The organism is Pseudoalteromonas sp. Xi13, from assembly GCF_003952205.1.
In the GTDB taxonomy this organism is placed as follows: domain Bacteria; phylum Pseudomonadota; class Gammaproteobacteria; order Enterobacterales; family Alteromonadaceae; genus Pseudoalteromonas; species Pseudoalteromonas atlantica.
Window position 1 is genome coordinate 2,922,603 of the sequence record NZ_CP034439.1, and the last position, 26,750, is coordinate 2,949,352.

A 26,750-nucleotide genomic window follows, 5' to 3' on the forward strand; every position below is an offset into this window, starting at 1 on the left:
GTTTACTTAGCCATCATCGCACGTGCTGTATCTAGCATGCGATTGGCAAAACCCCATTCGTTATCACACCAAACAAGTAACTTTATCAGGCGTTTGTGACTAACACGTGTCTGCGTGCCATCAATAATACAAGAATGTGGGTCGTGATTAAAATCAACCGATACCAATGGCTCTTCGGTGTAACTTAATATACCTTCTAAGCGGTCTTTTGCTTGGGCTTTAAGTGCCGTATTTACCGCCTTTAAATCTACATCGGCATTTACTGTAACACTTAAATCCATTGCCGTTACGTTAATTGTCGGCACGCGAACCGCAATGGCTTCAAAGCGCCCTTCAAATTTGGGTAAAATGCGGTCTATTCCTCGTGCTAATTTTGTATCAACCGGAATAATAGACTGACTCGCAGCGCGGGTACGACGTAAATCATGATGGTACGCATCAATCACTTGTTGATCGTTCATCGACGCGTGAATAGTGGTAATAGCACCCGATTCAATGCCAAACGCATCATCTAGCACTTTAATAACAGGCACCACACAGTTTGTAGTACACGAGCCGTTAGATACAATAGTGTGCTCGTGTTTGAGCTCATCGTCGTTAATGCCATACACAATGGTGGCATCTACATCGTTATCAGCTGGGTGCGAAAACAACACCTTTTTAGCACCCGCAGTAATGTGTAATTGTGCATGCTCGCGCGAGTGATAAACACCGGTACATTCAAGCACAACATCTACATCTAGGGTTTGCCAAGGCAATTCTACTGGGTTTTCTTCACAAAATAGTGCAATGGTATCGCCTGCAACGCTAATGGTGTCTTCACCAAGTTTTACAGGAAAAGAAAAACGACCGTGGGACGTGTCGTATTTTAATAAATGAGCAATAGCTTCAGGGTCAGCAAGTTCGTTAATCGCAACAATTTTTATCTCGTTGCTCAAACCTGACTCGTACAACGCGCGGACAATATTTCGACCAATACGACCAAAACCATTAATTGCAAGTTTGATTGCCATGAAATATAAAATCCACTCTCTTTACGTGCAGACAAAGGCATCGATGCCTTTTAGATGGCTGTATTGTAATCGACCTTGAACATTATTATAAGAGGGAGCGATTAGAAACTTTAAATTAACCCAAAAGTAGCTAATTTACTTGGCTACTTTTAGGCATAAAGCGAGCTTGCTTTATTGCTTACTGTAGTGCTTTTAAAGCATTAATTATATCTTGCGGCTCTGAGCGGGTGCGGTAATCAACATCGACATAGCGCCACGTCACTTTACCTTCGCTATCTAAAACAAACGTGGCAGGGATAGGTAAAATACTGCCGTTGCCGTTATTAAGCGACTCTAAATCAAGGCCGCGGTCTTCGCGCATATGATCTAATAAAAATGCAGGTACTTGCCACGCAACGCCATAGCTTTCTGCTACATCTGCATTTTGGTCACTCAGCACGACAAAATCCATATTACGTATGTCGTTTTCGCTCATTGAGCCATCGGGCGCTTGTGGGCTAATAGCCACCAGCTGTGCGCCTAATGCGTGAATTTCAGGTAGGCGTGACTGCAATGCTTTTAGCTGTAAATTACAATAAGGGCACCAACTACCACGATAAAAAGTTATAACCACAGGCCCTTTTGCAAGTAGCTCATCTAATAAAACTTGCTCACCGTGCTGGTTCGGCAGTTCAAAGCGTGGGGCATTTTGATCTAAATTAAGTGCATTTGCCCCTTCTTGAAACGCTTTTGCCTGAGCAATGGTTTCATCAACGCCTTTCATAAAATCAGGGTTACCTTTTCGCCCTGCTGCTACTTTTGCCTCGGTTTGTGCTTTTAACGTGTTACTTTCATCGCTCATAATACTGCTACCCTCAAATTAATCAAAAACATAAAACTAGCTTACAGTACGAACATGTATTTGAAATGAAATTATTAATTTAATCAGTTATCTCTAAATCAAACACCACGTTTATGGATGATTTAAAGCTTATTGTTGCCTGTAAATCGTTACTACGTATTTGAGGAAAAGAATTATTATCTTGCTGCGCCCTGTGCATCTTAGTTATGGCTGTACTAAAACCACTGTCATAGTTGTTTTTAGTTGAGCGAATAGTGCGTACTTCACCTACTTTTGCATTGAATGAATCAGCAAGTAAATCCGCTTTTATTTTTGCATCTTCAATTGCTAACTGTGTGGCTTGCGCTTGTAATTGCTCAAACTTTGAAGATAAAAACGCAATATTTTGAATGGCATTTACTTCTTGGTTCAATAAAAAATCGGTTAAATCGCTCACACGCTCAATACTGTTTAGCGTTACTTCAAACGTTCTTATCGCTGCGTATTCGCTAAGGGCCTGATGCCCTGTTTCAATATAATCCATTCCTGTTTTTTCAATTTTAACGTTTGAGGCAACTACGTCATCGGCGCTTATTTCAAATTGATTGAGCCCATCGATTAATAACTTCACTTTATTCTCAAGCGCGTTATTGGCTGCTTTCGGCTCATTTTTAACACTATTCACCTTAAATAGTATTTTAGCCATGTCAGGCTCAACTAATACCTCAGCAGTGCCTTGCACTGAGATATGACGATTGGCAGGTAAGCTCGAATTAGCAAAAGCGATGAGTGGAAAAAAGAGTAGAGCAATAGCGGTAATGAGTTTCACGTCGTTCCTTAAAGTAATTAGTTAAATAATGATTACGTAACCGTACCTATAATCATACAGTTGAAAATAAAAGTAAACTGCCCTTTATTGTAGGCAAGAGTATACCTCGCGCGGCATAAAGCCGCGCCTACAGCCAACCTAGGTTAACTCACCCACTTTTAGCTCTTTACCACGGTTTATTTGGTAGCACTGGGCTAGTAGTAATTCTGCAGTGGCCTGTGCGTCTGTAAGTGCGTTATGGCAATGATAGCTTGGTAACTCATAACGTTTGCGACACGCACTTAGGGTTAAATCATCTTGTTTTATTTCTGCGCCTTGGCAAATAAGGCGCTTTTTTTCTATGTGGAGGGTGTCGAGTATTAGCTTAGGTTGTGCGTTTATATTGGAACCTTTAAGGGCTGCTTTTAAAAACCCCCAATCCAGTATGGCGTTATGAAAAACCAAAATATGGTCACTAAAATCACGGCTTAGCTGCGTTAATATAGTGTGCAGGCTTTGCCCTTTAGCCACAGTGTCGTCAATAATGCCGTGAAAAACAGGGCTTTGCTCTAAGCGTTTAACGTTTTTATTAATTAAATGCTGAGACTCACTCATTTTTATACATTGGTTATCTATTTTTACCCAGGCTACTGAGACAATTTCATGCTGGTTTACATCAAGCCCAGTAAGCTCTAAATCAATCACTAAATAGCGTTGCGTTAACGCATTTTGACTTAAAAGATTACGCCTTTTTATATACTTACTGAGCCATTTTTTTACCACAGCGCTTACCTCTTGTTACAAACTGCCACGGGCAAATTTAAACGCCGCGGCTTGCTGCGCTTGTTTTACTAAATAAAAAGCCTCTTTAAGCTGATGACGCTCTAATGAACTTAATTTATCGGGGTTTATGCAGTTACTTGGCAAACCTTCTTCGTTTATTTGCGTACTAAAACGCAACTGAGTTAAAAATCGCCAGCAATCTTTTAAATTATAAATATCGTCTTTATTTAGCAGTGAATGCTTAAGTAAAGCATCTAAGCGCTCTTGGGTATTGGCGCGTTTTATGCCTGCTTTTAACGCATATAAACGCACTATGTCGTTAATAATAACAACACCGCGCTTTTTTAAATCTATGTATTTATGGTTATTATCATTTTTTTGCGTTTTAAGTTTATTAAATAAACCAATAGGCACTGAACTGGCTCTTATGTCGGTTGCCATAGCAGCATAAAATAACTCATCGCGCGATATTCTATTTAGCTGCTCGCAAAAGCCGCTGTATAAGGCATTGGAGCCTTCTATAAAGCGCAAATCAAAAAATATTTTGCAGTTAAGCATGGCACTTGGGGTTGGGCTTTTTATCCATTTAAAAAAGCGCTCACACCACTGGCTTACACTCATTCTGCATTCATCGCTGCTGGCCATAATATTACCAGGGCAACGCCTAATGCCGCATTCTACTAACTGCTCACATACAAACTCCCCCATGTGTTTAAAGTAAGCTTGGTGTTGCTCGCTTAAATCATTTGGGAGTAATAAGCCGTTGTCTTGATCTGAATGTAGGGTTTGCTCTTCGCGTGCTTGCGAGCCAAAACATATAAAGCAAAAGCTGGTGGGCGCTGCGCCATTTTCTTCTTGAAATAAATGAATAAGGCGCGAGGTGAGTGCATCGGTTAAGCCGCTGAGCAGTTTACCAATTAGCGATATGTCTTCTATGTTGTACGAAAAACTTCGCAGTAACTCAGGGATTTCGCCTGCATAACGTTTTAAATCGGCAATGCTGTGGGCTTTATAAATGCGGCCAATAAGCTGCACAGGGTCACTTTTTTGCTGGCGCAGTAAATCAGTACTGGTAAGCATACCCAAAGGCTTATGGTTTTCATCAAGTACAGGTAAATGATGAATATTGTATTTAAGCATTAAATGCAAAGCAGAAAACACCCGATTGTTTTCAAATATAAATTTAGGCTTTGCACTCATTATGCTGCTAACCGCATCTTGCGGGTCTACCTCGTCGGCCAGTACACGGTTACGTAAGTCGCGGTCGGTCACTACGCCAACTAAAATGGCGTGTTCGGTGATCATAATTGACGATACACCGTGTTTTTTCATTTTTTTAGCGGTTTGCCTAATACTGGCATCGGGGGCTAAGGTTATGGCGGTGCGGGTCATCAGCTCAGATATTCTGCGCTCAGACCAGCTATCGTTTTTACTTTTATAATGTGATGAAAGTAAACGATTGGCGTGCGCGCGTACAAAATATTGCTCAAACGGTTTGTATTGATGACGTAAAAAGTCAAAATGCGTTTGCGCAAGCATATACACTATGCCCTCTTTTTGTACCTGTAACCTATTTTGAATCGCTTCTCCGGTTAACAAAGAAGGATAGCCAAAGTAATCCCCCTGCGCTAAACGCTTCACTACATCGCCTTTTGCATCCACTAGGTCGTATAAACCAGAGCGAATTAAAAAAAGCTTTGGGGTTTGCGTTTGCAGCCACTGCGCTTGGTTTTCTCGGGTTAAATAAACACTATCAATATGGCTTACAAAATACTCACACGCACTGTCGTGTAGCATGCTAAATGGCGCCTGCATACACACAAACTGGGCAACTTCCTGCTGCTCTACACTCATTGCTGTACTCTTAAAAAGTATACACAAAACCTAATGTACTCATTATTTGAACAAATAAAAAGCCCGACTAAAGTCGGGCTTTTGGTGCTTTATTTTTAAGTAGGCTTAGCGCATTAATGTGCGTGTGCTTCACCTGACCCTTTAGGATTACGAATACCTTCCACCATTTGTTGTATTTCAAGCGGTGTCGATTTTGTTAATTTAAGTACGGTTGCAGCAACCGCAAAGTTAATGATCATCCCCACTAAGCCAATTCCTTCGGGCGAAATACCTAAGAACCAATTTTCTGGGCTATTAAGCTCAGGGCTTACAAATTTAAAGAAGATAATATACGCAGCGGTAAAGCCTATACCGGTCACCATGCCAGCAATTGCGCCTTCTTTATTCATTGTTTTAGAGAATATCCCCATAATAATTGCCGGGAAGAAACTCGCCGCCGCTAAACCAAAGGCAAAGGCGACCACCGATGCAACAAACCCGGGCGGGTTAATCCCAAAGTAAGCCGATATAACAATGGCAATCATCGCGGCTAACCGAGCAGCGAGTAGCTCTTGTTTATCGCTTATGTCGGGTTTAAGGGTTCGTTTAAGTAAATCGTGCGACACTGATGTTGAAATAACCAGCAATAACCCCGCTGTGGTTGAAAGCGCAGCAGCAATACCACCGGCCGCAACTAATGCGATTACCCATGCTGGTAAATCAGCAATTTCAGGGTTAGCTAGTACCATAATATCGCGGTCTACTTTTACTTCGTTTGCGCTTGTTGGGTCTTCTACCTTGCCGGCGGTGTAAAACATTTTGCCGTCGCCGTTTTTATCATTAAAGGTAATTAAGCCCGTACGCTCCCAGTTTTTGATCCACGCTGGTGCTTGTGCGTACTCTGTACCGCTACCATCTTTACCGTTAATGGTGTCAATCATGTTTACACGTGCAAACGAGGCAACCGCCGGTGCAGTAGTGTAAACAATGGCAATAAATACCAATGTCCACGCTGCTGAAATACGGGTATCTTTAACGCGAGGTACAGTGAAAAAGCGAACAATTACATGCGGTAAACCAGCAGTACCCACCATTAACGCGCCAGTAATAGCAAATACGTCAATCATGCTTTTAGAGCCTTCGGTGTATTGTGCAAAGCCCAGCTCTGCGCTTAACCCGTCTAGCTTATCAAGTACATACATGCCTGAGCCATCACTCAATGTGGCACCAAAGCCGGTTTGCGGGAAGAAGTGGCCTGTCATCATCATTGAAATAAAGATAGCGGGCACAAGGTAGGCAAACACAAGCACACAGTACTGCGCTACTTGCGTGTAAGTAATGCCTTTCATGCCGCCAAGTACCGCATAAAAGAATACAATCACCATTCCAATGTAAACACCGGTTTCAATTTCTACTTCTAAAAAGCGCGAAAATACCACGCCTACACCACGCATTTGCCCAGCAATGTAAGTAAAACAAATAAAGATGGCACACAAAATAGCAACAACACGTGCTGTTTGTGAGTAGTAACGGTCGCCTATAAAGTCAGGTACAGTGAATTTGCCAAATTTACGTAAGTAAGGCGCTAAACACATAGCGAGTAATACATAGCCGCCAGTCCACCCCATTAAGTAAACACCGCCATCGTAACCTGCAAACGAAATAATACCCGCCATTGAAATAAATGACGCTGCGCTCATCCAATCGGCTGCGGTTGCCATACCATTGGCAAGCGGAGGTACGCCGCCCCCTGCCACGTAAAACTCATTTGTAGAGCCTGCACGCGCCCAAATTGCAATGCCGATATAAAGCGCAAAACTTAAACCAACAATTATAAATGTGAGTGTTTGAACATCCATTACCTAGCTCCTATTCGTCTACGCCGTATTTTTTATCTAACGTGTTCATTTTGAAAACGTAAACAAAAATCAAAGCTACAAAGGTGTAAATAGCGCCCTGTTGTGAAAACCAGAAGCCAAGTTTAAACCCAAAAAAACGTACTTCATTCAGTACATCTACCAGTAATATGCCAAAGCCAAATGAGACCACAAACCACACTGCTAGTAACTTAAACAGTAGTGAAATGTTTTCTGCCCAATAAGCTTTTGCTTGTTCTTCATCTTTAAAAGCCATTTTTATTTTCCCCTTTAAGCATTGCATAATTGCAATGAGTGGTTTTTTTATAGTCGGTTATTAATTTAGCAACGCGGCGTGAAGAGTGAAGTGAGACCATAGTCGTAACAGCCTGTTAACGTTTACGTAAACTGCAAATACGATTGTGTTTAAAAGTACAATTACACTTAATTTTCAGTAAGTTAGCTTTTACCAAAGGGCGTAAACGGCAAAATTTAAGTGGCTTTGTGTAAAAATGCGACATTAGTCTAATAAATCATCAACAATATAAATAATCATTTAAAATCAACACAATAAAAACAACGTTAATATTTTGCATAAAATTGTGCACGCACACTTAAAGTTATCTCTGGTATTGTGTGTGGGTATAAATAATAAGGTTTAATAACAACATGACTGCTGTACTGATTTTTGTAGCATTAGGCTATATTGGGGTGCTGTTTTGGCTTGCTAATTGGGGCGATAAAACAACACCACTTGCTAAACGGATTAGCCATCATCCTTTTGTGTATTCGTTATCGTTAGGGATTTATTGTACCTCGTGGACGTACTATGGTTCGGTTGGTACCGCCGCCACCAGTAGTTGGAGCTATTTACCCATTTTATTGGGGCCTTCATTGTTGTTCTTTTTTGGCCAAGGCTTTTTACGCAAACTAGTATTAGTAAGTAAAAAACAAAACATTACCACCATTGCCGATTTTATTTCTGCCCGCTACGGTAAACGTCAAACCAGTGCAATACTGGTCACTGTTATTGCCCTACTTGCTACCATTCCCTATATTGCGCTGCAGTTAAAAGCACTCAGTACCAGCTTTTTGCTTTTGCAAAACAGCAATCAAATATCTGGCGAAATGCTTACCCTCACCGCCACGTTAATTATGGCGCTGTTTGCAATATTTTTTGGTACCCGTAAGGTAGATGTTACCGAGTACCGCTCTGGGCTTATGCTAGCAGTCGCCTTTGAGTCAATGATAAAGCTCATTGCGCTTATTGCCGTCGCTGGCTTAGCCTTGTACACCTTATTTAATTTACCCACCCTTAGCGGCGATGAAGTCACAGAGTCGATTTGGCAACACTGGGGCAACTTTAACTTTTTTAGTTTTAACTTTATTGGCCAGTCACTTATGGCTGCCGCGGCCATAATTTGTTTACCACGACAATTTCATGTCACCGTGGTAGATAACCAAGACAAACGCCATTTATTTACTGCTCGCTGGGCTTTTCCGCTGTATTTATTACTCACCGCCGCGATGATAATTCCTATTGCTACTGCCGCAATTCACCCAAGTATTGGTAGCAGTTTTTCACCCGACAGCTTTGTATTAGCGCTACCGCTTATTCACGACCAAGCTTTTTTAAGTACCTTTGTATTTATTGGCGGGCTTTCTGCAGCCACCGCCATGATAGTGGTGGCCACACTTACGCTTAGCACCATGATCTCGAACGATGTAGTGCTGCCGCTTCTGCTACGCCGTAAATTTAAGCGCAACTTAATTACCAGCAGTTATAAATCGCAAATTTTATTAGTCAGGCGTTTTACCATAGCCGGCATACTTATATTGGCTTATTTTTATCAGCAATGGTTTGGCCATGGTAGTGCGCTGGCTAGTATGGGGCTGGTGGCATTTTCGTTAGTAACGCAGCTGCTCCCGGCTATTGTGGGCGGGCTTTACTGGCGAAAAGGCCATGCTTATGGTGTATATGCGGGGCTATTAGCGGGTTTTATTTGTTGGGTATTATTTTTAATGATGCCAATTTTAGATGCCGGCAGCGCTCTTGATAGCGAGCTTCAGCAAACACTTATTACACGCGGCACTCTGATTGCCTTATTTGCTAATATTGGTTGTTATATTAGCTTTTCGTTAGGGGCAGAAGAGCGCTTGATAGATAAAATTCAGGCCGCTGCATTTGTTAACCCTAAAGATCAGGCTATTTTATCGCGCCGCTTAAACAAAAATGTTAAAGCCACGGTTTACGACTTTAAAATACTACTGCAAACCTTTTTAGGTATTCAGCGAAGCCAACAAGTACTGGCGCACTTTTCACTTTCGCACCAGCTAAGTGACAATAATGCCCACCCCGAGCCCGAATTTATAGCCTACTGCGAGCGTGCGTTAACTGGGGTGTTAGGGGCGTCTTCGGCGCAGGCGCTAATCCGTACGGTTTCATCGGGTAAACGTATGGCCTTTGAAGAGGTGGTTAACTTTTTTGACGAAACCACACAAGCACTGCAGTTTAACCAAAACCTTTTGTATACCTCGCTCGAAAACTTAAGCCATGGTATTTCGGTGGTCGATAAAGATTTAAAACTGGTGGCATGGAATAAGCGCTACAGCCAAATGTTTGGCTACCCCGACGGCTTTTTAGAAGTGGGGCAACCCATAGAAGATATAATAAGGTACAACGCAGTACGCGGTGAATGTGGCCCAGGCGAAATAGAGCGCCAAGTAGAAAAACGCGTTCAGCATTTAAAAAATGGTAGCTCGCATCACTTTATTCGTCACCGCCGTAATGGCCAAGTGTACGAAATGATAGGTAACCCCCTACCCGATGGCGGCTTTGTAACGAGTTTTTCAGACATTACAAACCATATAAGTACGCAAAATGCGCTTGAAGAAATTAACATGGATCTTGAAAACCGCATTGAGGCGCGAACTCAAGAAGTGCAAACCATTAATAAAGACTTACAAGCCCAAATAGATAGCCGAGTAAAAACAGAGCAAGCACTTACTTTAGCCAAGCGCGAAGCAGAGCAAGCCAACGACAGTAAAACGCGATTTTTAGCACTGGCAAGCCACGATATTTTACAGCCCCTTAACGCGGCGCGTTTATACCTTGCAGCCATTGATGAAAAGCAGCTTGATACAACTAACCAAAATAGCTTTAATAAGCTTGGCCACAGTTTAGACTCAACCGTGCATTTAATGTCGGCCTTACTAGAAATTGCCAAGTTAGAGCAAGGCGCAATGACCCCAACTCCACGGCACTTTTGTATAAACGATATACTTATGCCACTGCAAAGCGAGTACGCTATTTTATCAAGCGATAAAGGCTTAAAACTAACCGTGCGTTCAAACGCACAAATTGTGCATAGCGACATTACCTACTTGCGCCGAATTATACAAAACTTGGTGTCTAATGCGGTTAAATACACTGAAACAGGGCGAGTATTAATAGCGTGCAGAAACCGTAAACATAATTTACGTATAGAAGTATGGGACACCGGCCCAGGTATTAGCCAAATAGAACAAGCTAAAATATTTAACGACTTTTACCGTATAGAAGCCGGTGATAACAAAGGCGTTGGTTTAGGGCTTGGCGTTGTAAAACGTATGGCCGATTTACTTAGCTTAGAGCTTGATGTGCACTCAGAGCCCGGTAAAGGCAGCCGCTTTAGTATTGAAGTACCCTATGGAGATGCGCAGTTTGTACAACAAAAAGCTACGGCCAGCAGCTTAGTAGAAAACCGCGCCGCGATTAACATAGTCGCGGTAGACGATGACCCCGAAAACCTAGCAGCAATGGCCAGTTTACTTAAAAAGTGGCAAGCCAATTACACCTTGTTTGACGATGTAAATAAAGTACTCGCGCACGCTAAACAGCACGGAGCGCCCGATGTAATTTTAATGGATTACCAATTAGGTAATGATTGCGATGGTATTTCGCTTATAAAAACACTGCGTGATACATGGCAAAGCGAAGTGCCCGCCATACTTATAACCGCTGTACGCGACACCGAGCTTAAGCAAGAAACCAAAGCGGCTAATATTCATTATTTAAGTAAGCCTATTAAGCCGGGTAAGCTTAAAGCTTTACTTAATCACAGCACGTAATAGCCAATTAGCAGCAAAAAATAAGCCCAGCATGAGCTGGGCTTATTTATGTGCTTAACAAAGCGTTGGAACCCTTAATTATTAGGCTGGTTTGGCTTGGCTTCGCAGTTTTTGAAATAACCAACTAAGCCCCACTAACGACAAGCCTAAGCCGATAAACGATAGCGCTTTTAAAAGCCCCGTTAAATTAGCCATGTCCACTAAGAATACTTTTAAAATAACGGCTGCCAATAATCCTAACCCTATTTTTTGGATTAATAGCTGATTTTTTAAATGCCCTAACACCACAGTAATAGCCCCTAACACAAGCCAAATAACCGAGTAGCTATAAAGCTCTGCGTTGCTTGCACCTGTTGATAAGTAAATATAAGGGCCTTGCCAGTATTGGCGTATAAAGCCATTAATTGCCAATACACTCAACACACCCGCTACTGTGAGTATAGATGGCGCAGCTTTTGTATACAGCGGCTTAATTAACGTATAAAGCCAAAGCACGAGACCCGCAGGCACTAACCAAAGCAAAAATAGCCAATTAAATACAAAATATTCGCCAATATAAATAGAGCTTAAAAATGGGTTGGCGTTTAGTAAGATGCTCAGTGCAGTAACACCCGCAGCACCTGCTAATGCCATGCCTGCCACTTGGTATAATTTAGCTAAGCTACCGGCAATACGAGCACGGTGTAAATATACACAACCCAGTGCAAGCCAATTACAGGTGAGTAAAGCTTGTTCGTAAAAGCTCAAAGAATCAAACTGCGGATAGTGCCCTACCAGTTGATAGCTGGTTTCGGTGGTAATAAACAACGCCAAGCAATGCAGCGCTGCGCCTTCAAGCCAAACTTTTAACTGTGATGCGTTAAAGCATTTGGCTGCAGTGTAAAATAACACCACACACAAAGGATAAACTACTAAGCTCCAGTGTACACCCAATACACTAAGCGCCTCGTAACTTGGGCTCCACGGTGACAGTGTAAGGCGAAGTAGTAATGCAGCCACCAACGCTTTAATTGGCCAATGTGGCATAGGCACCCGATAGCGGTTTATTAACACGCTAATAAGTAAAACTTGAATAGCCAGTGCAATGGTTAGCCCGCTGTCATTTAATAACATAGTGATAGCAAGCGTGATGTTGGCATTTGCCCCCACCCAATATGTAAAGCGCTGAAAAAGCGTTGCGCCACCTATTGCGCACTTAATTAAAATGGCGCTACTTGTAAGTAGTATCACTGCCCACAATGGATAGGCTGTGGCCAACGCATGGTTTGGGATTATAGCGTATAAGGTGGCAATCATTATAAATACGCTAAACGAGGCAGTAATATGAAAAGCCAATCGTTTAGGCTGCCACTTTATACCAAAATAAAGCCCATATACGCTGAGCGCTAACCCTAAAAATATAGCGCCACCATATTGGTGCCTAAATATAAATAGCGAGTCAGAATAATCAGCATAATAAGAAGGCGTGCTTAATAGCCAGAGTATAGCTATTAACATCGCCATCCCTTGCCATAAATCCCAGCGGCTATTTTTAAGCACTAAAAACAGCAATGTTAATATGCTTAACGCATTTATTATTTGCCACTGTAAGTAGTTATTACTATCAAAAAGCATAGCCAGTAACAAAGGGACAATACAGGCAAGCATTAAAGGGTTACTAGGGAGTGCGTTTATTAGGCGCTTTAAACTATGTGGGCGAGTTTCAACCACCGCAAGTTTTAACCCCAAGCGTGGCACGGCAATTAAACCAATAACACTTAATAGCCCATACGTGCCCATAAGCCAAATGGTGCTGCTGTTAGCTAAAGTAAAGCCAACAACATACCAGCTCAAATGCCCCGCCCAAAGTAAATACCACAGCCATGTACGCTGTACTTTATGCGCGACCAGCGCAGCAGATAAGCTCACAAACCCAATGTACATATAAAGCGCAAATAAATTATTGCTGCCAGTATTAATCAGCACGGGGACACAATAAGCACCAATAATACCTAGTACGGCTAATACTGGGCCAAGCATTATTGCCATAGCGCTCGCACTTATGGCAATAACCCCAAGGACAACAAATGCTGTTAAAGGGCCGATCATGTTATAGCTGCTATACGCTAATAAGGTCAGTGCAAAGCACGTAATAACCCCCCCACTGGCAAGCGCTGCAGGTATATAGTTATTAAACCCTTCAAATACACTATTTTTGTAATGCATATAAGCTGCGGCTGCAATTAAGCCACCACCAAATAAACCGCCTAGGGTTAATCGCATTGCAGGAGAGAGCAACCCGGCTTCTAAACTGTACTTTGCTAAAAATATACCGCCTAGCGCCAATGCGATTGCGCCTATCCAGGTCATCCAGTTTTGTTCAAAGTCGCTACGCAGTTTTTCAAAAAAAGAAGTTAAAAGTGTGGGTTTGAGATTTTTACTGCCTTGCTTATGTTTACTGGCAGAAGCATTAGCGGGAGGCTTTATTGCTGAAGCTGGCGTTTTTACCTGCACACGAGGCTGACTTGGCTGATTGAGTTGATTAGGACTAACTTGATTAAAAGTCGCCTCATTGCTATTTGCTTGAGCCGTGTCCGCATGTTCAGCTGTGGAGCAATCGGTGCTTTTATCGGTGCTTTTATCGGCGTTTTCAGCGTGGCTTTGTGCGTTGTTAGCTAATTCTAAACTAAGTACTTTTGCTTTTAATTGGGTAATTTCTTGCTTTAAATTACTAAGTTGTGCAATTGCGACAATACCGCAAATAGCACCGGCCATTATTGCAAATGCAAATAAACCCACTATTCCTAAAAACTCATCCATGTCACGCTCTTTTTATTTATTATGTTATGAGTGTACCTAAAATTTTTAAAAGTTATAGCAATCTGCTTATATATGGGTTTATTTAATGAAAACAAAATCACTTTACAGCTAGGAAAAAAAAAGCCCCAAACAATAAAGCTTAGGGCTTTTACTTTCTAGAACGTGTTACATGTTACTTATTCTACGCTGTCTGTAATTGTGCGCGTTACACTCATTTTAAAGCCTGAACTGGTTGTCTCATCGTGCTCTAAAATTAAGATATAGTTACCTTCTTCGGTAAAATCTATATCGCTTTGTTGAATTAACACTATTTGTTGGCCGTTATCTTCGTATACGGCATACACAGTGTAAGCTTCATCATCTACATCAATTTCTTCTTGATCGTATCTATCTAAGCCATCAATTACATTGGTGGCGTCATCAACAGTTTCACCATTTAAGGTAAAGTACACGTCAACTTCGCTTACTGTTTGCCCTGCGTAGCTTTCAATTAGGTTAACAACCGAAATAGTATGGCTGTAGCTGCTAGGTGTTAGGTTTTCCTCAACACTCATCATGCGTAAACCATTATCGACATCGTTGTAAAAAACGCCTACCGCACTTTGCTCGCGCTCTAGGGTCATTAAAAAGTTATCGGCAAGCTTAGTGCCCTCTTCGTCGTACATTGCAACGCTGTAACTATTTGGCGAAAGCTCAATGTAATCGGTGTAGGTATCGCTTGCTACCGTATTGGTATCGTTAACTGTGGTACCACGGGTCGTGCTAAAGCTAACTGGCGAGTAATCATCAACGGTATTTATAAAGCGCAATTGGCCTAACGCTGATTGGTGCTTTAGTGCTGTAACATAGTTATTGTCAGTCACAATATCGAGCGTGATACCGTTTTCTTCTGTTGCATAGCTTGGGCGGATCATGGCTACGTAGCTTTCTTCATCGTAAAAATAAACCGACTCCGACTCATACACTACATCAGTGCTACCTGCCTCAGTGATATAAATTGTGTAGTAACCCTCATCAAGGGTTTGTAAATCTAGCTCACTCAAATACTGTGTTGATGTAAATAGTTCAGCACTTTCAAATACGCCATCATCGGTTGCTAGGTAAATATCGTAGCTAGTGTCTTCACTGGTGATATTGTAAAAACCTAAGTTAAACTCATCTGTATCACTTGAAATGGGCACACTTAGCTCTGTGAACGTAGGTTCGTCAAAGTTACCGCTCATTACAATTAGTTCGGTTTTGTCACCTTTGATTGATACTTCTTGTTCGCTAATTGTAATGTAGCTGTCGTTTGCATCTAAGTATTCAAAGCTTAAATCGTAAGTGCCGGTGCTGTAATTATGACGCGTGGTTACATCAGCAAAATCAGTGCCTGAGCGCTCAGTTTCGTCTACAAATAAACGCGTATATGGGCTGTTATAAGAGCCATTATATAATTGTACGTAGCCTGTATCACTTGAGCCGTCGCTGCCGCCACAACCAACTAGAATAGACATTAAACTTAGAGGTAAAGCAGCTTTCAACAGAGAGTTGGTCATTAAAGTTTCCTTATTATTAAAATCACTATTATGACTTCTTTGCTGCATTTTAATTTCATAGTTTACAAAGTATTACCCTTGCTGACAGTTCTTTACGAAAACGTAAAAAAGTGTATTAAATGTGCAAATAATAAGGACGTATTTTTACAAAAAAAAGATTTACGGGGCTATTTCAAATCTGTCTCGGCCATTATTTTTAGCAAGATACAACGCCATATCTGCGCGTTTCATTACTTTATCGAGGGGCTCGTTGGGGGTTTGCAGGGCCATGCCTATACTTACTGTAAGGTGCTTAGCCTGCTTAACATTAACACTGTGGGCGATGCTGATTAATTGCTGACAAAACTCAGCCGCTTGGCTTATATTGCTGGTGGGTAAATAGCCACCAAATTCCTCACCACCGAGGCGCGCAAATTTAGCGTTATTAGCAAATACATGATTGTATTTAGTGGCTAGCTGCTGGAGCACTAAGTCACCTTCGTCGTGTCCAAACTCATCATTAATTGCCTTAAAATGATCAATATCAACAATTAAAATCACATAAGGCGTGGCGGAGGCGGTTTTAACATGCCGATAAAAATAACGCCTATTATGTACTTGTGTTAAGTCATCAGTAATTAGTTCGCGCGCTAAACGGTTATGAATACTTTGCACAAAGCGCATGGTTTTAAATAAGCCATAGGCGGTAAAAAGCATTCCCATGGTTCTGCATAAGTCTTCAAAATAAACACTCATCCAATAGGGCTGCACAACTAATTCATCTATTACATCGGCCGTTGTGCCCATACTCCATAACAATAAACCCAATGTAGAAAACACATACGCTTGTTTTGAAAGCTCAGAGCACTGCACTATCCAAAATAAAAATATAAGCACAACAAGGTTGCAAAAGTCGGTAGTAAAACCGTACACGTTATTTTGCACATCTAAAGGGGGGAAAGTATTTAAAGCATAAAGTGAGAAAACAATAATGTAGAGCAGTAACGCTATACTTACCGCCTTGTTTATCCAACTCATTTTATAAAAGTTAGACAGCCTAACGGTAAGTTTTACAGTTTCAATCATAGGGTGGCGCTTTTTAGTGCGTTATTAACAAACTATAGCACACCAGAAAAAACCGTTATAAAAGGTTACCTTACCCTATACTTGCTGGGTTATTTCACCACCTTGTATACAAAAGCTTGAGCAATACAGGCTCAAATACAACGCAAAGCTAAAAACCCATATTTGCATTATGTGCCCACACAGTTTCAGTCTCGCTGAGCAGCTTACTTACCTATACCAACCAAGTATAAAACTATATTAAGGTGCTAAAGCCCCATAAAGCTAATACTAAAATAGTAATAGCAATCATCGCTTTAGTTTTATGTTTACTGATTATTTGTTCAGCTTTATTACCTGCGTAATACACCACTATTGCTAATCCAAAATAGCGAATTGAACGAGCAATACCAGAGGCTAATAAAAACAAACCAATAGAGTATTTTGTAGCCCCAGCGGCAAGCATCGCAATTTGAAACGGAATGGGCACAATGCCCAGCGTCATTACAAACCAAAACCCTTGATTTTGCATTTGCTGCTTAACATTTTCAAATTGCTCTTGGCTTGAAAACATTTCAATAACCCAGTCACCTATAGCGTCAAATAGGTAATAACCCAGCGCATAACCGAATAAAGCACCAATCACGCACCCAACTGTAGCCATAAGCGCTATTAACCACAGCTTCTCACGACGCGCTTGCATAAGAGGCACAAGCACTGCTTCAAGCGGAATAGGGACTATCGTAGATTCTAAAAACGACGCTACGGTAATACCTGTTAGCATATGTTTAGAATCTATAAAGTGCCGTGTTTTTTCTTTTAGTTTTTTTTGAATAGCCATGTAAATCCTTTTTTGCTTGTGATGATAAGCCGTTGCTCAATGGGTTAATTCTTACATATTTACGTTAATACACGCTGAAAACAGTTAAAGATTTAACCCCATATAACTGTTAACAAATTAGCAATATTTATAAGAATATTTTATTATGTGCCAATGCAGTTAAATACCCACCAAAGCAGTTAAAATTTATGCAAAGTGCACGTTTTATCCCCTTTAGAAAACAAGATATTGTTGATATGTGCAGCGCTGAGCTCACAAACAACTCAGAGCAAACATCGTTTAAACAATTTTGCGATTTATTAGCAAGCCTTATCCATTACGATTACCATTCAACACTTGAGTCGCTCAAAAATAACTACGCGCCCTTTGATCCCAATAGCGATACGCGATCTTTAGCGCCAGTATCAGCTGATCAAAAAGCGCAGTGCCAACGCGAATTTGCTAAAGATTTTGCTAAGGTACTTAATGCAGCTAACTTTGAAGTGATCACCCATCAAGACCTACAAGATGCACTCAACGAAGAGTCACTATTTAAAGTGCGCCTTGAGGTAGAGTTTGAGGACTTTGAAGAAGTGGTTTTTTATCGCCGTGGCGAATCACAGCTCACTGAAACCATAACCAGCTTTTGGGGCCTTCGTAAAAAGCCGCTGCACTTTACCAATTACGACCGCGTTGCGGTGTTTATTCGCTTTAAAGATAAAGCCTACTTTGAGGCTAAAAATAAAACGCCTTTAGGATTTGAGCCAAGCTCTACCATAGTTAAGCTGTTTCAAAATGTACCAAAAGCCGACCTTGAAATGCTATTTCCAAATAGCGAAGTACGTATGCGCCCTATTGATAAAGTGATTATTGGCTCATCGGCTTTAGTAGGCGGTGCCGTGGTATTAATCACTAAGCTTGGCGCATCTATTTTATTGTTATTTGCTTTGTTTGCTTTTTGGGGTGGCTTTAGAAGTGAGGCCGTAGAAATGACCCAACAACACTTTATTACCTTTGCTATTGGGATGGGGGTTTTTGGCAGCTTTATTTTTAAAGAGTGGAGTAAATTTAAAAACCGTAAAATTAAATTTATGAAAGCGCTAAGCGATAACCTCTACTTTAAAAACCTAGATAACAACGCCGGTGTTTTTCACACCCTTATAGACGCCGCCGAAGAAGAAGACATAAAAGAAGCCCTGCTTGCCTATACATTTTTATTAAAATCAGAAAGTGGCTTAAGCGCACAAATGCTTGATGAGCAAATAGAGGCGTGGTTTAAAACAAAGTATAAATGCGAACTCGACTTTGAAATTAGCGATGCACTTGAAAAGCTCACCCGGATGCGTTTAGTAACCTGCACTAACAATTTGTATAGTGCAATAAATTTAGATCATGCAAAAACTATTTTGGATGAGCGCTGGGATAATCTGTTTCAGTATAATTAAAATGTTTAAAACAACTTTTTTCTAAACTCAGTGGGTGACACGCCCACTGATTTTTTAAACCGTTTTGAAAAATTAAATATATTAGGGTACCCCACGTAAGCGGCAATATGGGCAACCGGCCAGCGGGTATTTAGTAGTAAGTTTTTAGCCCGTTTAATACGTAAATAAATAAGCTGCTGCATTGGGCTTTTACCAAATTGTGCCTGGCATAACCTGTGTAAATGCGGTGCTGAGTAATGTACTTGTTCGCACATAGCCTCTATTGTCCAATCAAACTGCAGGCGCTCTTCTACTTCTAAAAACAAGCTGGTTAATCTGTTTTGCCCGCCTATTTGCGGCTCACTTTGAAGCGTAGTGTTTAAATAGTGACTTAAAATAGGCATTACGCCTTCGCGCAAAGTAGCGTTTGCCTCGCTGTATAAAAGCTCCATCGCTAAATGTAATGGCGCTAACTGCTGATTAGTTAATACTTTAGCGTGCGCTAAATTTAAATGTTGCCAACGTTTAGTGTTTGCAAGGTTTAGCCAAATAACATCCCATTTTTCGCTCGCTATTTCTACCTCAAAACTTTGCCGTGCTGGCAATATAGCTAAGCTATTTTCGGCAAGTACATATTGGTTATTAATGGTTTTTAGCGTGCCCTGGCCAGTCAAAGTATAAAAAAGAGTGTGTTCAAGCGGGTTAGTACGTGCAACACAATAATTACCCAATAAATTTGAGCAACCAGCCAGCTCTATTTCAAGGTTTGGCATTTGCGAAAGCGTGGCTAAATCAATAAACCGCTCTGTACACTCTGGGCCAATATCGAGTACATCTACAATGGTGTTGCGCATAATTTAAAATGATAGTTTTGAATAAATAAAAGAGAGCTTTAAGCATAACCTCAAGGCATTATTTTAGCTATATTTAAGCCACTATAATTGCCACACATGCAATAGGACACGAATGAACTCACTACAGCACATAATTAACCGCCGCGATTGGGAAAACCCAATTTCGGTGCAAGTTAATCAAGTAAAAGCGCACAGCCCACTTAATGGCTTTAAAAGCGTTGACCATGCCCGTACAAACACGCAATCACAAAAACAAAGTTTAAACGGCCAGTGGGATTTTAAATTATTTGATAAGCCCGAAGCGGTTGATGAGTCATTGCTAAGTGAAACACTCGCCAGCGACTGGCAAAGTATTCCAGTGCCTTCTAACTGGCAACTACACGGCTTTGATAAACCTATTTATTGTAATGTTAAATACCCCTTTGCAGTAAACCCGCCATTTGTACCAAGCGATAACCCTACAGGCTGTTACCGCACTGAATTTACTATTACGGCGGATCAATTAGCGCAGCGTAATCATATTATTTTTGAAGGCGTTAACTCGGCGTTTCACCTTTGGTGTAACGGGCAATGGGTGGGTTATTCACAAGATAGCCGCTTACCCAGCGAATTTGATTTAAGCGAGCTGTTAGTCGCTGGCACCAATCGCATTGCGGTTATGGTTATTCGCTGGAGCGATGGCAGTTACTTAGAAGATCAAGACATGTGGTGGCTAAGTGGCATATTTCGCGATGTTAATTTACTTACTAAACCGCAGCACCAAATACGCGATGTATTTATAACCCCAGATTTAGACGCCTGCTATCGCGATGCCACTTTGCATATAAAAACCGCAATAGATGCACCAAATAACTACCAAGTCGCAGTACAGGTTTTTGATGGTGAACAGGTACTGTGTGAGCCACAAATACAAAGCACTAACAATAAACGTGTTGATGAAAAAGGCGGCTGGTGCGATGTCGTATTTCAAACAATTGATATACAAAACCCTAAAAAATGGACCGCCGAAACCCCGACCTTATACCGCTGTGTTGTAAGCCTGTTAGATGAGCAAGGCAATACAGTAGACGTAGAAGCCTATAACATTGGCTTTAGAAAAGTAGAAATGCTTAACGGGCAGCTTTGCTTAAACGGCAAGCCGCTGCTTATTCGCGGTGTAAATCGCCACGAGCATCACCCAGAAAACGGCCACACGGTGAGTACCATCGACATGATTGAAGATATTAAGCTGATGAAGCAAAATAACTTTAATGCTGTACGTACCGCTCACTACCCTAACCACCCTCGTTTTTACGAGCTATGTGACGAGCTAGGTTTATACGTAGTAGACGAAGCCAATATAGAAACTCACGGTATGTTTCCTATGGGTAGGCTTGCCAGCGATCCGCAGTGGGCTGGCGCATTTATGTCGCGCTATACGCAAATGGTTGAGCGCGATAAAAACCATCCCTCTATTATTATTTGGTCATTGGGAAATGAGTGCGGGCACGGTGCCAACCACGATGCGATGTACGGCTGGTCAAAAAGCTTTGATCCATCGCGCCCCGTGCAATACGAAGGTGGCGGCGCAAATACCACAGCAACCGATATTATTTGCCCTATGTACGCCCGTGTAGATACCCATGTTGCCGACGACGCCGTACCTAAATACTCTATTAAAAAATGGTTAAGCCTACCGGGTGAAACGCGCCCACTTATTTTATGTGAGTACGCCCATGCAATGGGTAACAGCCTAGGTAGCTTTGACGATTACTGGCAAGCATTTAGAGAATACCCGCGTTTGCAAGGTGGCTTTATTTGGGATTGGGTAGACCAAGGTTTATCTAAAACAGATAAAAACGGTAAGCATTACTGGGCTTACGGTGGCGACTTTGGTGATGAACTAAATGACCGCCAATTTTGTATTAACGGCTTATTATTCCCAGACCGTACACCGCACCCAAGCCTGTTTGAAGCTAAATACAGCCAACAACATTTACAATTTACGCTGCGAGAGCAAACTCAAAACCAATACACCGTTGATATATTTAGTGATTATGTATTTAGAGCAACCGATAACGAAAAACTTATTTGGCAGTTAATAGAAAATGGCCAATGTGTAGAGCAAGGCGAGCAAGTTATTAATATTGCTCCGCAAAGTACGCAAACGCTAACTATTAATACAAAAACGGTGTTTAAAGCAGGTGCGCAATATCACCTTAATTTAGATGTTGCACTGATTAACGACTCAAGCTTTGCAAGTGCCGAACATGTATTAAACACCGAGCAATTTAAGCTTATAAATAGCCAAAGTTTAAGCGCTGATACATTTTCGCCTGCTTTAGCAAACGCCTCAACGCACGGCGCACTAAATATTAGCGAAACCAACACACAGCTAAATATTGAAGGCGATACCTTTAAACTTGTGTTTAATAGCCAATCAGGCCTTATTGAGCAATGGTTACACAATCAAACCCAAGTTATTAAAAGCCCATTGGTTGATAATTTTTACCGCGCCCCGCTTGATAACGACATAGGCGTAAGCGAAGTAGACAACCTAGACCCTAACGCATGGGAAGCACGCTGGTTAAGAGCGGGTATTGGGCAGTGGCAGCGTACATGTCGCTCGTTTGAAGTAGTGCAATCAACCGTAGATATACGTATTACCTGTGTATTTAGTTATGAATTTAATGGCGCAGTACAAGCAAAAACAACATGGCTTTATACACTTAATAATACAGGTGAAATTAACTTAAATGTTGATGTACAACTAAACGATACTCTCCCGCCCATGCCACGCATAGGGTTAAGCACAACGCTTAATAAACCAAGCGATACACAAGTAAATTGGCTTGGTTTAGGCCCATTTGAAAACTATCCAGATCGCAAAGCGGCTGCGCGCTTAGGGTATTACAGCGCACAATATAATGAGCTACATACCCCGTATATATTCCCAACCGATAATGGCGTACGTAGTGATTGCCAATTACTTTGCATTAATAACCTAAACATAACTGGTGCGTTTTTATTTTCCGCCAGCGAGTACTCACAAAGCATGTTAACGCAAGCAAAGCACACCAATGAGCTAGTCGATGATGATTGCTTACATGTACATATTGACCATCAACATATGGGGGTTGGCGGCGATGACTCGTGGAGCCCAAGTACCCATAAAGAGTATTTACTAGAGCAGAAGCAATACAACTACTCTTTAAAATTTAGTGCTAAATAAAACAGCGCTTAATCCATACAAAAATAGCGGCTAATTTAGCCGCTATTTTTTTAACACTGAATTGTTATTTATTACTACTGAGGCAGCGATTTATTCGCTAACTTTTTAGCAATTACGTTATCAACCGATAAGCTACCTGCCCCTTGTATAGCCAGTGCAGCCGTTGCAACTAACAAGGTAAGTGCGAACTCATAGCCGTTGTTTGCTACAAATAAACCATGACTAATGTGCACACTAAATATCGCAATAAGCATAGTAAACGCCGTAACTACAGCTGCTGGGCGCGTTAATAAACCAATGGCTAAAGCAATGCCGCCAAAAAATTCAGCGCTGCCAGCCATCATTGCAAGCCAATAGCCAGGCTCAAGGCCAATGCTTGTCATCCACTGTCCTGTGCCTTCAAGGCCGTAGCCACCAAACCAAGCAAATAATTTTTGTGCACCGTGCGCTGCTAAAATTAAACCAACGGGTACACGTAAAATAAGTGCTGCCATGCCTGCGTTAGAGCTTAATAATGAGTGTAAGTATTTCATAGTGTGATCCTGTTTTATTGTTAATAAGGCTAGTAACCAATGAGTACAGTTTACTATCATCATTTAAAACAATTAATACGAATATTATTGCCAAATTATCAACATGGTGTTTTTAATTGCTTAACTAAGTTGCGCCTATTTTGTACTTAGCGGGCATAAACACCTCAGGAGCTAGTTTAATAGCGCACTTTTAAGCGTTATTAAACAGTAAACTAATAGCTAAATAGCCCGGCTCTGCTAGTATAAAAAAAGTAGTAAAAATTGGACCCGCTTATGAGCTATAAAGGTAATAGATTGACGTTTTTCCCACCTAAAAATAAGGGGGCGCTCTTTTTTGTTTTCATTACTTTGCTCGCGTTATTTATTACTTTTGATTCTCATGCTGCCGATACATGTAAAATAAAGCACTTAAACTCACCCACGCCTGCCTCTGTGCTAAAGGTAAATACTCCTTCTGAACTCACTGCTCAACGCGGTGTTAATCAATACCAAATCAGTTGCTCTGTTAAAAACGGTGGCGTACTAAGCTTTTTACGCCCAGGGTTAGATAGCTTTACTTGGCAGCAAAACAACACTGTAAAAGCGCCCTTAAAAGCAGGGCAAGTAGCCTACTTAATGGACTCGGGGGCTTTTACAGCCACAATAACATTAGAATCAAAGCTTAATTACACACCGCGGTTTAAATGGCAGCCAACTCACATTTATTTTAAAAAAGCGCAGCAACATTCGCTGATTATGGGCTCATTTTATGGGTTGTGCATTACGCTTATTTTTTATGTATTAATAATGGGGCATAGACTTAACGAAAGTGTATTTAAGCTCTACAGCATTTACATTTTTTGTATTGGCAGCTTTATTTTACTCCAAGAAGGGCAACTGTATTTATTTGTAACGCAGCATGTCTCTGGCGTTATTTTTAACTTATACCTACTTAGCATTGGCTTAACCGTACTAAGTGCCACGTGGTTTATGCTTGCGTTACTAGAGACTAATAAACGCTGGCCTAAATTAACTAAGCTGCTCAAAACATTGGCCTGTACTGTAATGCTATGCGCGGTACTTAAAATGCTCGTTACCGACCTGTTATTTTGGACAATAGCAGGGCATATTATGGCTTATTCTTCGCTGTTTATTGTGGCTGTTATTTTTACTTTAGCAGCCATGCAAGCCCTCAAAGGTGTACGCGAGGCAACACTCGTATTTGTAGCGCTTAGCTTTGTATTAGTAAGTATGATTTTTAGGGTGCTGCTTATTAACCAAAGCCCGTTTATGCAGCGTTATGGGTTTGTGTTAGCGTTTGCGGTTGAATCATTTTTATTAGCTGTTGCGGTTTCAAGGCGTATAAGCCGAATGCGAATTGCACAAAAGCGCGCCGAAACCGAAGCCGACTACGACCCCCTTTGTGGTATTTTAAACCGCAGGGGCTGGGCTAAAAAATCAACCGCGCTTATCAATATGCACGCCAAAAAAGGCGGCGTATTATGTTTGATGTATATAGATTTAGACGACTTTAAACAAATAAACGACAGCTATGGGCATGCTGTAGGCGATGACGCTTTATGCAACGTTGCCCGTTGCTTAAAAAGCAGTGTTCGCAGCAGCGATGCTGTAGGGCGCTTAGGCGGTGATGAATTTGTAGTGCTTGCACATTTTTATACTAATGCGCAGGTAAATCCTAAAACTCATCATTTAAAAACCGCCTTAAATAGGCTCACAATAAATCACAGCAACGACCCTATAGCCATTAAAGCAAGTATGGGTACTACCGTATTTAGTGAACCGCCCCACTCCATTGATGAAATTTTAAAAGCGGGCGACACCGCCATGTACCACGAAAAAATACAACGAAAGGTTAAGCCGCTCACGTTAGTAGATGGCTAAATTTAGGCAATACTGCTTATTGCTATTAAACCGTAGCCGGCTTGGCAAATTGTTTACGGTTTACATAGTGGCTCATAATAATGGTAAATAAAGTTGAGCACACTGCAGCCGCTGCATATACCTGCCAAATCACAAATTCAAACTTAAGCGCGAGTGCAATCACAGCAAAAAACACACAGCCCCCTAACGAACCAATAATGCCGCCGTTAAGCACCGTATACGCCGAGTATTTTTTATCACTTGCATGCGCAATACTGCCCATAACCGCCAAAATTACCGGAAAAGTAGAAAGTAACCCGCTCCACATTGACCCTATTTTTGCCGATATAAACGTAACTAACATAATAAAGCAGCTGACCAATAACATTTTTAGCGGCAGCTCCCACGCAGCGGTAAAAGGTTTGGCATCGGGCGCAAATTTTAACTTACTAGATGCCAGCGCAAGCACCAATAAAGTACTAAGCGAGAGCACCGAAGCAAAGGCAATATTCACCGGCAATAACAAGGTAAATGCACTAAAAGCGCACCATAGTGTTAATGCAGCAAACAGCGCTTTAACTACCCCATATTTTGCAAGCATGGCAGCATAACAAAAACAAAATAAGCCTATACCGCTCATGCCATACAACGACGCCACAGCCGAGTTACTGGCAAATAACTTACCTTGCTCAAGCGCAATAAAATACGAAATAGGGCCCGATGTAATAGGCAAGCCCGGAATAATACCGCTCACAAAACTGCCAAAGCGTTTTTGAGCAAAGTGAATAAATAATAAAAGTAATGGCGCAATGGTGAGTTTTAACAGCAACATAAATAACTATAAAGAAAGAGAGTTGCGCGTTAGTCTACGTTTAAAATTCCGTACTGTAGAGTGAATAAATATCACTCATACGGTGTAATTATTTTCATCCATAGGTACAAAAAAGGCCACTACAAAAGTGGCCTATTCTTTAATAAATATTGCTTACGCTTTTTTAAATAAAACCTCAGGGTTTACCATGGTTTTCATTTCAAGCACGTTGCCGTTTGGATCTTCAATAAAAAAGGTTTCTTGTTCAAACTCATCACCAACAAAGCGGCGATACGGTTTATCTAGGTATTCAAGCCCCGCATCTTCTATACGTTTTTTTAAACCGTTAAATTCATCTTCAGATAAGTGAATACCAAAATGCGGTACCGCCACTGCGCCCATATCTACATCGTGGCGAACAGTGGGTAAGCGCTCTTCGCTTTGATGTAATGTGAGCTCATTACCCCAAAAGTCTATGTCTACCCAGCGCCCTTCTTCGCTGTTCCCTGTTTTACAGCCAAGCACATCACAGTAAAACGTTTTCGCTACTTTTAAATCGCCAGCGGGTATAGCCAAGTGCAAACAGTTAGACATAAATTACCTTTAATCTTTTAAATTTGTATATTAATAACCTCT

General features: G+C 41.3%; 19 protein-coding genes. 4 read left to right on the top strand and 15 right to left on the bottom strand.

The genetic code is table 11. The annotated features are described in order from the left end of the window. Window positions 1-2: 2 nt before the first annotated feature. The 7 genes from epd to EJ103_RS13170 form a co-directional block, all read right to left on the bottom strand. Window positions 3-1,013 (bottom strand): erythrose-4-phosphate dehydrogenase, encoded by a 1,011-nt coding sequence (gene epd / locus EJ103_RS13140; RefSeq protein ID WP_126008039.1) that lies wholly within the window; start codon window positions 1,011-1,013, stop codon window positions 3-5. Between the two features lie 178 nt (window positions 1,014-1,191). Beyond that, window positions 1,192-1,854 carry a peroxiredoxin-like family protein gene (locus tag EJ103_RS13145; RefSeq protein ID WP_126008041.1) on the bottom strand — a complete coding sequence of 221 codons (663 nt, stop codon included), beginning with the start codon at window positions 1,852-1,854 and terminating at the stop codon, window positions 1,192-1,194. A gap of 79 nt (window positions 1,855-1,933) precedes the next feature. Continuing rightward, window positions 1,934-2,662, bottom strand: a complete 729-nt coding sequence (locus EJ103_RS13150) for an SIMPL domain-containing protein (RefSeq protein ID WP_126008042.1) — start codon at window positions 2,660-2,662, stop codon at window positions 1,934-1,936. 138 nt (window positions 2,663-2,800) lie between these two features. Further along, window positions 2,801-3,424: a 3'-5' exonuclease gene (locus tag EJ103_RS13155; RefSeq protein WP_126008044.1), complete on the bottom strand. Its 624-nt coding sequence runs from the start codon at window positions 3,422-3,424 to the stop codon at window positions 2,801-2,803. A 15-nt stretch (window positions 3,425-3,439) separates the two neighbouring features. Next, window positions 3,440-5,278, bottom strand: a complete 1,839-nt coding sequence (locus EJ103_RS13160; protein WP_126008046.1) for a DUF294 nucleotidyltransferase-like domain-containing protein — start codon at window positions 5,276-5,278, stop codon at window positions 3,440-3,442. Between the two features lie 113 nt (window positions 5,279-5,391). Beyond that, on the bottom strand, window positions 5,392-7,116 hold the full coding sequence (locus tag EJ103_RS13165; protein WP_126008048.1) for a sodium:solute symporter family protein: 1,725 nt from the start codon (window positions 7,114-7,116) through the stop codon (window positions 5,392-5,394). Between the two features lie 10 nt (window positions 7,117-7,126). Then, the gene (locus EJ103_RS13170) at window positions 7,127-7,390 is read right to left on the bottom strand and encodes a DUF4212 domain-containing protein (RefSeq protein ID WP_004586074.1); all 264 of its coding nucleotides are present in this window, start codon (window positions 7,388-7,390) and stop codon (window positions 7,127-7,129) included. Between the two features lie 392 nt (window positions 7,391-7,782). On the opposite strand from EJ103_RS13170, the gene EJ103_RS13175 reads away from it, so the two are divergent. Continuing rightward, a complete protein-coding gene (locus EJ103_RS13175; RefSeq protein ID WP_126008050.1) occupies window positions 7,783-11,223 on the top strand; it encodes a PAS-domain containing protein in 3,441 nt (1,146 codons plus the stop codon). An 81-nt stretch (window positions 11,224-11,304) separates the two neighbouring features. On the opposite strand, the gene EJ103_RS13180 is transcribed toward EJ103_RS13175, so the two are convergent. From EJ103_RS13180 to EJ103_RS13195, 4 genes are all read right to left on the bottom strand, one after another. Next, the gene (locus EJ103_RS13180; RefSeq protein ID WP_126008052.1) at window positions 11,305-14,022 is read right to left on the bottom strand and encodes a DUF2339 domain-containing protein; all 2,718 of its coding nucleotides are present in this window, start codon (window positions 14,020-14,022) and stop codon (window positions 11,305-11,307) included. Between the two features lie 176 nt (window positions 14,023-14,198). Further along, window positions 14,199-15,560: a DUF4397 domain-containing protein gene (locus EJ103_RS13185; RefSeq protein ID WP_121637898.1), complete on the bottom strand. Its 1,362-nt coding sequence runs from the start codon at window positions 15,558-15,560 to the stop codon at window positions 14,199-14,201. A gap of 159 nt (window positions 15,561-15,719) precedes the next feature. Further along, window positions 15,720-16,625, bottom strand: coding sequence for a GGDEF domain-containing protein (locus tag EJ103_RS13190; RefSeq protein ID WP_126008054.1), 906 nt, complete (start codon window positions 16,623-16,625; stop codon window positions 15,720-15,722). A 232-nt stretch (window positions 16,626-16,857) separates the two neighbouring features. After that, window positions 16,858-17,442, bottom strand: coding sequence for a VTT domain-containing protein (locus EJ103_RS13195; RefSeq protein ID WP_126008055.1), 585 nt, complete (start codon window positions 17,440-17,442; stop codon window positions 16,858-16,860). Between the two features lie 188 nt (window positions 17,443-17,630). Between EJ103_RS13195 and EJ103_RS13200 the strand changes: the two genes are divergently transcribed. Next, a complete protein-coding gene (locus EJ103_RS13200) occupies window positions 17,631-18,866 on the top strand; it encodes a TMEM143 family protein (RefSeq protein ID WP_126008057.1) in 1,236 nt (411 codons plus the stop codon). A gap of 5 nt (window positions 18,867-18,871) precedes the next feature. Here the strand turns inward: EJ103_RS13200 and EJ103_RS13205 are convergent, their stop codons facing one another. Continuing rightward, window positions 18,872-19,699, bottom strand: coding sequence for an AraC family transcriptional regulator (locus EJ103_RS13205; RefSeq protein WP_126008059.1), 828 nt, complete (start codon window positions 19,697-19,699; stop codon window positions 18,872-18,874). 112 nt (window positions 19,700-19,811) lie between these two features. Here EJ103_RS13205 and EJ103_RS13210 point away from each other — a divergent pair, with 112 nt between their 5' ends. Then, a complete protein-coding gene (locus EJ103_RS13210) occupies window positions 19,812-22,910 on the top strand; it encodes a beta-galactosidase (RefSeq protein ID WP_126008061.1) in 3,099 nt (1,032 codons plus the stop codon). A gap of 74 nt (window positions 22,911-22,984) precedes the next feature. Here the strand turns inward: EJ103_RS13210 and EJ103_RS13215 are convergent, their stop codons facing one another. Next, a complete protein-coding gene (locus EJ103_RS13215) occupies window positions 22,985-23,443 on the bottom strand; it encodes a DoxX family protein (RefSeq protein ID WP_126008063.1) in 459 nt (152 codons plus the stop codon). Between the two features lie 294 nt (window positions 23,444-23,737). On the opposite strand from EJ103_RS13215, the gene EJ103_RS13220 reads away from it, so the two are divergent. Further along, window positions 23,738-25,324 carry a diguanylate cyclase gene (locus tag EJ103_RS13220; protein WP_241232271.1) on the top strand — a complete coding sequence of 529 codons (1,587 nt, stop codon included), beginning with the start codon at window positions 23,738-23,740 and terminating at the stop codon, window positions 25,322-25,324. Window positions 25,325-25,349: 25 nt separating this feature from the next. Here EJ103_RS13220 and EJ103_RS13225 read toward each other — a convergent pair whose 3' ends face one another. Further along, on the bottom strand, window positions 25,350-26,135 hold the full coding sequence (locus EJ103_RS13225) for a hypothetical protein (protein ID WP_241232272.1): 786 nt from the start codon (window positions 26,133-26,135) through the stop codon (window positions 25,350-25,352). A gap of 153 nt (window positions 26,136-26,288) precedes the next feature. Continuing rightward, window positions 26,289-26,708, bottom strand: coding sequence for a VOC family protein (locus EJ103_RS13230; RefSeq protein ID WP_024033213.1), 420 nt, complete (start codon window positions 26,706-26,708; stop codon window positions 26,289-26,291). Window positions 26,709-26,750 lie beyond the last annotated feature (42 nt).

Excerpts from the sequence above, each read along its gene's own strand:
- EJ103_RS13200 (WP_126008057.1), top strand. The coding sequence starts at position 17,631 with ATGCAAAGTGCACGTTTTATCCCCTTTAGAAAACAAGATATTGTTGAT.
- EJ103_RS13180 (WP_126008052.1), bottom strand. The coding sequence starts at position 14,022 with ATGGATGAGTTTTTAGGAATAGTGGGTTTATTTGCATTTGCAATAATG.
- EJ103_RS13210 (WP_126008061.1), top strand. The coding sequence starts at position 19,812 with ATGAACTCACTACAGCACATAATTAACCGCCGCGATTGGGAAAACCCA.
- EJ103_RS13160 (WP_126008046.1), bottom strand. The coding sequence starts at position 5,278 with ATGAGTGTAGAGCAGCAGGAAGTTGCCCAGTTTGTGTGTATGCAGGCG.
- EJ103_RS13205 (WP_126008059.1), bottom strand. The coding sequence starts at position 19,699 with ATGCGCAACACCATTGTAGATGTACTCGATATTGGCCCAGAGTGTACA.
- EJ103_RS13225 (WP_241232272.1), bottom strand. The coding sequence starts at position 26,135 with ATGTTGCTGTTAAAACTCACCATTGCGCCATTACTTTTATTATTTATT.
- EJ103_RS13175 (WP_126008050.1), top strand. The coding sequence starts at position 7,783 with ATGACTGCTGTACTGATTTTTGTAGCATTAGGCTATATTGGGGTGCTG.
- EJ103_RS13165 (WP_126008048.1), bottom strand. The coding sequence starts at position 7,116 with ATGGATGTTCAAACACTCACATTTATAATTGTTGGTTTAAGTTTTGCG.
- EJ103_RS13190 (WP_126008054.1), bottom strand. The coding sequence starts at position 16,625 with ATGATTGAAACTGTAAAACTTACCGTTAGGCTGTCTAACTTTTATAAA.
- EJ103_RS13145 (WP_126008041.1), bottom strand. The coding sequence starts at position 1,854 with ATGAGCGATGAAAGTAACACGTTAAAAGCACAAACCGAGGCAAAAGTA.
- EJ103_RS13215 (WP_126008063.1), bottom strand. The coding sequence starts at position 23,443 with ATGAAATACTTACACTCATTATTAAGCTCTAACGCAGGCATGGCAGCA.
- epd (WP_126008039.1), bottom strand. The coding sequence starts at position 1,013 with ATGGCAATCAAACTTGCAATTAATGGTTTTGGTCGTATTGGTCGAAAT.
- EJ103_RS13230 (WP_024033213.1), bottom strand. The coding sequence starts at position 26,708 with ATGTCTAACTGTTTGCACTTGGCTATACCCGCTGGCGATTTAAAAGTA.
- EJ103_RS13185 (WP_121637898.1), bottom strand. The coding sequence starts at position 15,560 with ATGACCAACTCTCTGTTGAAAGCTGCTTTACCTCTAAGTTTAATGTCT.
- EJ103_RS13170 (WP_004586074.1), bottom strand. The coding sequence starts at position 7,390 with ATGGCTTTTAAAGATGAAGAACAAGCAAAAGCTTATTGGGCAGAAAAC.
- EJ103_RS13195 (WP_126008055.1), bottom strand. The coding sequence starts at position 17,442 with ATGGCTATTCAAAAAAAACTAAAAGAAAAAACACGGCACTTTATAGAT.